The organism is Streptococcus sp. M334, assembly GCF_000187745.1.
In the GTDB taxonomy this organism is placed as follows: domain Bacteria; phylum Bacillota; class Bacilli; order Lactobacillales; family Streptococcaceae; genus Streptococcus.
The window spans coordinates 91,758-98,143 of record NZ_GL732486.1 but is presented as its reverse complement, the minus strand read 5'-3'; the positions used below and the strand labels follow the sequence as shown (position 1 = coordinate 98,143).

The following is a 6,386-nucleotide window of genomic DNA, read 5'->3' as shown; positions in this document are numbered from 1 at the left end:
TACCAGAACATAATTGAAGAGAATCCTTCAATCAATTGCGCTTTCAATTTAGAACTGAAAAAGTATTGCCTAAAACGATTCCGCATGACATTCTGAAAAGCATTTTTATATATTTAGAACAGAAAGTAATTGTATCTAAAACTGACTATCAAAAACAACACGCTGAAAGAAATCTACTGATTATTTCACTTTTACTTTCAACAGGCATCAGAATTTCTGAACTTTGCCACATTCGTCTCAAAGACATTAATCTTTCCAATAAGACACTCCATATTATAGGAAAGGGTAAGAAAGAACGTATCCTATTTTTAGGAGATCAAACAACCTTCAATTTATTAGAAACATATATAAATAAAACAAGAAATGAATCCAATGATTTCTTGTTCCCAGGGAAACATTCACTTAAGCCATTATCAGAGCAAAGTGTACGTTTAATTTTAAAGAGAATCGTTGAACAAAACAGCTTATCTAGAACTATTACACCGCATATGTTTAGACATAGCTTTGCGACAATGCTTCTAGATAGTGATGTAGATATTCGATATATTCAACAAATTCTTGGACATAGTTCTATATCAGTCACACAAATCTATACTCACGTATCTCATTCAAAACAAAAAGAAATACTTAGTTCTTTTAATCCCGTATCAGTAATTCATTCTGAAATTGAGTAAGAGCCATTTCCAAAGTATACAGTTCACTAAATATAATAAAAAGAGATGGACAAAATCTTAATTCCTGAAGAAAATGGAGTAAATCTTCCCACAAGAAAACGCATAATATCAAGCTTTTAACACCTGATACTATGCGTTTTTTTGATTTTAAAAACTTTTCACCCACCTCAAACAACTATCAAAAGTTATAAGTAGACTTTATTTTAAAATTCATAATCTAACAACCATTTCGATTCGTTAAATCTTTCAATTTTTCTTCTCCTGATTTAAGCATATCTTTCTCCACTTGATTCCATTCTCCAAATAGTAAATCCTGAAGATGGATTGCTGTTGAAGTTGTATTTTCTCCTGAATCATATACACAACTTCTATCTCGTTGATAAATTTGAATTCTTTCAAAGATAGCCAGTTCTTCCAATTGTCGTGTATTATCAACTAGATGATTTACAATGAAATCATGATGTTCTTTTGGAGTTGCGCGTGCTTGATTTGGATTGATAGCGTACAGTTCTTCGTATCGGATAAGAGTGCTCAGATAGGACAGCTTAGGCTTTGTCGCAATCAAGGCTAATTGTACTTCATATCCCTTATTTTTCAAGAGTTGTGCTGTTTTCTTTGGAACATCAATCGTTCGTAAAGTTCCCTCAATCAAAAGATTGTATCCCAAATGACTCAATTCTCTTACTAAAGACTCTACCATTTTTCCTGCAAAATCTTTGGTGTATTCTACACTGTCTTTGCCATATTCTTGCTGCAATTCTAAATAGTGTGGATGCTGAGAACGAAAACTATCGCCATCTATGATAACAATATTTCCTTGAAATTCTTTCTGTTTAATACGATGAATTGTAGTCTTGCCAGCACCACTTTGCCCTCCAAGCAAAATCGCTATAGGTTGTTTACTGGACTTTTTTCCTCTTGTCAGTGAACGAAGATTCCGTGCTAGAGCATGTTTGAATTCACTATCAGTATAATCTTGGATTCCCATTAGGCTACCATCCGTTTTTCAGATATCTCTAACATACGTTCAATTCCATCCAAATAGCCACTATATCTCTCTATTTCATCAAAAGTTTCTACTAAATAGATATTCGTATGAATCAAGTCAGATAGATCATCACTCATTAAAATCCAAGGGTTAGATTCATCATCAATGCTAATCCCCTGACTATCTTGATAACGATAGAGTCGTGATAATAGATTAGCACCTCTTTCTTTCACAATTTCAATTTTTAAAGTCAATTCATAATCTTCAACAGGATTCAGCATTTTATCTTCTCCTACAATATCGACATAAGATACATTAAACTTCTGGCAGATGATGTCTATTAGTTCCGTAGAGACTGAACTCGTTCCATTTTCATACCGGCTCAAGCTATTTCGAGAAATTCCTACAATTCGGGCAAAGTCGTCTTGTGTTAAGTCATGTGTTTTACGTAAGGATTTTATGTTCTTTCCAATCATGGCAAACTCCTTTATTTTTATAATTCAATTATAGCATAAAAAAGCATAATGCACCAAAATTGGTGCGTTATTGACTATTTTTCCTAAATCTCTCTAAATTCTTCTCCAATTGTTCTTTATGAAGTTGATTCTTAGCTTCTTTTAATGTGTCATCCAAAGTTTCTTCTCTGTAAGTTGCTTCTGTTTTTAGTTCTTCTGATCCTTGATCTGGAGTAAAAATGATATCTAGCAATCGGTCTATTTTTTCAAGATCTTGGACAGACATATCAGATAGTCTATGAATTAGCTTCTTAAATACATCACTATTGTCATGGTTTTTCTTAAAAAGTTTTGTAAACATCTATAACCTCTCAAAAAAAGCAGCCTCTTTAGACTGCTTAGTGTAATTCGGAAATCGCATCATAAATGGACTGCAATTTCTTATTGTCTTTATTCTTTGTGTCAATCAACGTATGTAGCTCTTCAATTTTCTTTTGACTGCTTTGAATATCGCTATTGTTATCCGCAATCAGTCTTTTAAGATGTTGCTGATAACTTGTAGTGATATCTGTCTCTTTTCCTGTTCTAACCTCTGTAACTTTGGGTTTAGAACTAGAATTTGATTCCGTCACAGGTGCTTGTTTACGCTTTTGAAAAGCTGCTTCATAATTTACATCATTACCTCCTTGATGATTTCCAAATAAGGCCGCAATTTCATCTGGATCTTCTTGATTTTCTGATTTACTTTCTAATGGTTGATTAAAATTCCAATCTTTTGTCATTCACTCATTTCATCCTTTCTAAATTCAGAATCATCGAATTGTCTTTCTCTACCGAAGGCATGGTCAAGAGCTTCTTCAAAACTCATGTGACTAATGCTTTGACGCCTTTTGAACGTCGCAAACATCGCTGTCTCCAGTTGTTCTTTGTAAGCAGCAAGTTTTTCTGTCTCTCTTGCTACCTTACTTTCTTGCCTAGTGACCTTTTCTTCTAAGCGTTCAATAATGGTCATATACGATCCTCCTTCATTCTAATATTAGCTAAAACATCTTGATTTTGTTATCACAATTCTAAACATTGAGAGGTTTGTCTTACTGGTGGATTTCCAAATGTCTCTTTTACAGTCTCAAGCTTAAATTGAAAATCTGATTTCTTTTCTCGAAGAATATTGTTCCAGTCTCTTTTTTCTTTCCCATATTCATTATCAGGTAAATCCAGTAAAACAGGAAATCCTGATCTAGATAACTTATCAGAAAAATCTTTTCCTGCATCATCACAATCTACTGCCAGTGTCAATAAATCAGGATGATTATCAAAATAGCTGGTGGTATCACGAATTGTATTGATCAAAGGCAATAACTTTGAAGGTATTACTGTATCTAAAAATTCCAACTTCTGATTTTCTTCAGCTATCAGTCGTAAAGTTTGATAAGCAACAACAGACCTTTTTAATCCTTCCATAGATACCAAACGAACATCAGTTAGACTTTGTTGATGAAGTTCGTAATAGCTCATCAAGTCGATAAACGATTCACAAAAGACCAGTCTATTTGGTTTACCAATGTCAAAGGATATTCCAACATGTCCATGGCTTCCTTTTAGAATCGTTTTTAACCTCTCTCTAGGAAGAGAGTGATTCTTATAAATCCCTTGTAAGCTTGCTGCCTGCAGCTTGTGACGATGATTAAAGCTTTTAAAAACGATAACAGGTTCAACTGTTTCATTTGTTTTCCAGCTGGCTTGTGCTATTAAACCTTGTTGAATCATCCTTCGTACGATTTCTTCTGAAATTCCTCTACATTCTGTTAAGTAATATCTGGCCAGACTACAGTTAGAATCTTCTATTCTCTTTAAAGGATAATAAAATGGTCTCTCTCTTTTTTCTTGAACAGCTTCTTTTTGAAAAGGTTCTTCAGAAAGAAAGGCTAGAGCTTCTTTAAAGGAAATTCCCTTAACAAGTCGAACAAAATCAATGACATCACCTTGAATATCTCTTGAAAACCATTTAAAAGTATTGGTAGTTGAAAAAATCCGAAATGAATCGTGTTCAGGATGTTCATAGACACTGCTCGAAACTTGTTTAAAGGAGATACCTAAACGATTGGCTACATCAAGAATTGAAATTTGCTTACATTCCTCTATTTCCATGCAATATCATCATTTTGTTGTAGTATTTGGCAGTGATGGAACAGATGAGGATTCTTCCAAAGTTTTGGGAGTGGCCTTATCCAAATCATCTAACCCAGATTTCCAAACCTGTACTTGATTGACCAATAACTTACCAGGTAGTTTAGAATAGGATAACTTAACTGTTCTTGTTTCTGTCTGATTGGTCTTTGATTGGTTTGCATTCTTTAAATCAGATACATAGGTTACATTATAAGAGACCATGGCAATGGCTTGATTCGTAGTCTGATTGACAAAGATATCAGCTTTTTCAAAATGATAATCCAAAATATAATCCTTATACACTTGGTTCATGGCATCATTTTGACTTGACAATTCTTGAGAATAAGCCGATTCAGTCATATAAGGTTGAATACGTGTATTATTTTCTCCGAGCTTTTCTTTCGTATAGTACTGTGTCAAAAATTCTTTTACAGTATCCGATGACAAAATGCTGGCTTTATCTTCTGCTTGTTTATCCTCTACAAGTTTAGCTGCAGCCAATTCGATTTCTTTGCGACTTTGTTTAGCAGTAGAATGTTGACCAGCAGTATATCCCATCATGAGAATAAAGCTAGTTGCGGCTACTGCTCCAACACTAATTAAGGCTTTAGTTTTGACTTTATTTAACATCTTAGACCTTCTTTCTATAAAAACTAGGTCAAGAATAACAAAAAGAACTTGTAAGTTTTATCACAAGAAAAAAGTATGGTATAAAACTCAATTTCAAAAGAAAATTAAGTAAATCTTCCCACAATAAAACGCATAGTATCTAGTTTTTTCAATGCCTGACACTATGCGCTTTTTCTTTTAAAGACTTTTTGCCCAGTTTAGCTTCTTAAGAAAGCCAAATGATATTCTCCATTCAATTTAACTGCTACTTGCTCGTGGATAGACTGGTTTTTTAAAGAATAAATTTCTCCATATTTCCAACTTTCACGCTCCCCTGATAATCTAGTGACTGACTTCACTTGATTATCTAAGTTAGCAACTGTAGCACTAAGCTCTTCTTTTGGAATAATTTCTTCAGTAATTGTAAATAATTGTTCCCCTATCTTCAACTCTCTGGCTTCTTGCTCATTGATAGCAAATCCTCCTACTAAGCGAACATTAAATAAGTCAGAAACTTTTAGTAGTTCTTCTTTAGAAATATTATCAAGTAGTCTACATTTATAGAAAGTACTATCAATTTTTATGGCAAATTCTCTATTCTTGGTCTGATATAAGTCACCAATCTCCAACAAATCATTCTTTATTTCATTATTAGAATCATCGTAAGATATTTCATAAGTATCATCATGATTGCTTACTTTACTTTCAATATCTTCATATGAAATTAATTGATTAGTTACACCATAATGCTCTCCTTTATAATCGAATCGATTATAACTTGAGTCGAGAAATTTAACATCATACTTCTCATATGTACATCCAGTCAATCCAAGTAAACTTAAGAAAAAAATTACGGAAAGATAGATCTTTTTGAATTTCATAGTTCTCCTCCTAATTTTCTATAGTTAAATTATCAAAAATCAATAACGCCTCTCTCCAATATGTCTTTACAGACTTATTTTGGATATGAAGTAAAGTCAAAACAATTCCCAAACTTCCATCCAAAAATTTAACACTTCCTTCATTTCCATCAGAATAGTAGCTATCTTCCTCAAAACCAAACTTTTTTGATATAGTAAAACTACTTAATATTTTTTCTTTAATTATGGACAAATACTTATCCCAAGGTTCTTCTTTGAAAATTTGTTTGTATAGAAAACCAATTTCATATAATCCGGAATATCTATGACATAATATAGAGGATTGTACACCCACTGGACATTCCAGTGAAGTAATCAAAATGTTCTTTGATTTTTCTACCAATTTTTGATCTTTCAAAAATATCCCCACATACAGATAGAGCAAACTGATACCTGGACTACCATAACACCAAGCATCTCTAAAATATTCTTTGTTATCTAAATCACTACCCTTACTATATTCGTCCATATCAATAGCTGATTTCCACTTATATTGATTAGTCCCATCTGCTATTTCTGATCTATCATATATTTCAATAATATTTTTTAAAAATTTTTTTATTTTTGTTCG

Annotated in this window: 9 protein-coding genes and 1 pseudogene; 1 reads left to right on the top strand and 9 read right to left on the bottom strand. The window is 32.8% G+C overall.

The features are described 5' to 3' along the window. Positions 1-674, top strand: a pseudogene (locus HMPREF0851_RS05075) (tyrosine-type recombinase/integrase); the annotation flags it as partial. Between the two features lie 217 nt (positions 675-891). Here HMPREF0851_RS05075 and pezT read toward each other — a convergent pair. The 9 genes from pezT to HMPREF0851_RS05030 all read right to left on the bottom strand — a co-directional run bounded on the left by pezT (position 892) and on the right by HMPREF0851_RS05030 (position 6,377). Beyond that, positions 892-1,662: a type II toxin-antitoxin system toxin PezT gene (pezT, locus tag HMPREF0851_RS05070; RefSeq protein WP_000512670.1), complete on the bottom strand. Its 771-nt coding sequence runs from the start codon at positions 1,660-1,662 to the stop codon at positions 892-894. Continuing rightward, positions 1,662-2,138, bottom strand: a complete 477-nt coding sequence (pezA, locus tag HMPREF0851_RS05065) for a type II toxin-antitoxin system antitoxin PezA (RefSeq protein ID WP_000579597.1) — start codon at positions 2,136-2,138, stop codon at positions 1,662-1,664. Before pezA ends, pezT begins: the two co-directional genes overlap by 1 nt. A 67-nt stretch (positions 2,139-2,205) precedes the next feature. Beyond that, a complete protein-coding gene (locus HMPREF0851_RS05060; RefSeq protein WP_000494442.1) occupies positions 2,206-2,478 on the bottom strand; it encodes a hypothetical protein in 273 nt (90 codons plus the stop codon). 37 nt (positions 2,479-2,515) lie between these two features. Further along, positions 2,516-2,899: a DUF5945 family protein gene (locus tag HMPREF0851_RS05055; RefSeq protein ID WP_000159207.1), complete on the bottom strand. Its 384-nt coding sequence runs from the start codon at positions 2,897-2,899 to the stop codon at positions 2,516-2,518. After that, the gene (locus tag HMPREF0851_RS05050; protein ID WP_000152422.1) at positions 2,896-3,129 is read right to left on the bottom strand and encodes a DUF5965 family protein; all 234 of its coding nucleotides are present in this window, start codon (positions 3,127-3,129) and stop codon (positions 2,896-2,898) included. The genes HMPREF0851_RS05055 and HMPREF0851_RS05050 overlap by 4 nt, the downstream gene beginning before the upstream one ends. Positions 3,130-3,179: 50 nt before the next feature. Next, positions 3,180-4,265, bottom strand: coding sequence for a toprim domain-containing protein (locus HMPREF0851_RS05045; RefSeq protein ID WP_000401902.1), 1,086 nt, complete (start codon positions 4,263-4,265; stop codon positions 3,180-3,182). Positions 4,266-4,274: 9 nt separating this feature from the next. Next, on the bottom strand, positions 4,275-4,916 hold the full coding sequence (locus HMPREF0851_RS05040; RefSeq protein WP_000933083.1) for a hypothetical protein: 642 nt from the start codon (positions 4,914-4,916) through the stop codon (positions 4,275-4,277). Between the two features lie 197 nt (positions 4,917-5,113). Continuing rightward, on the bottom strand, positions 5,114-5,776 hold the full coding sequence (locus HMPREF0851_RS05035; protein WP_000669432.1) for a NisI/SpaI family lantibiotic immunity lipoprotein: 663 nt from the start codon (positions 5,774-5,776) through the stop codon (positions 5,114-5,116). 10 nt (positions 5,777-5,786) lie between these two features. Then, entirely contained in the window at positions 5,787-6,377 is a 591-nt protein-coding gene (locus HMPREF0851_RS05030; RefSeq protein ID WP_083804064.1) for a lanthionine synthetase LanC family protein, read from the bottom strand. Positions 6,378-6,386 lie beyond the last annotated feature (9 nt).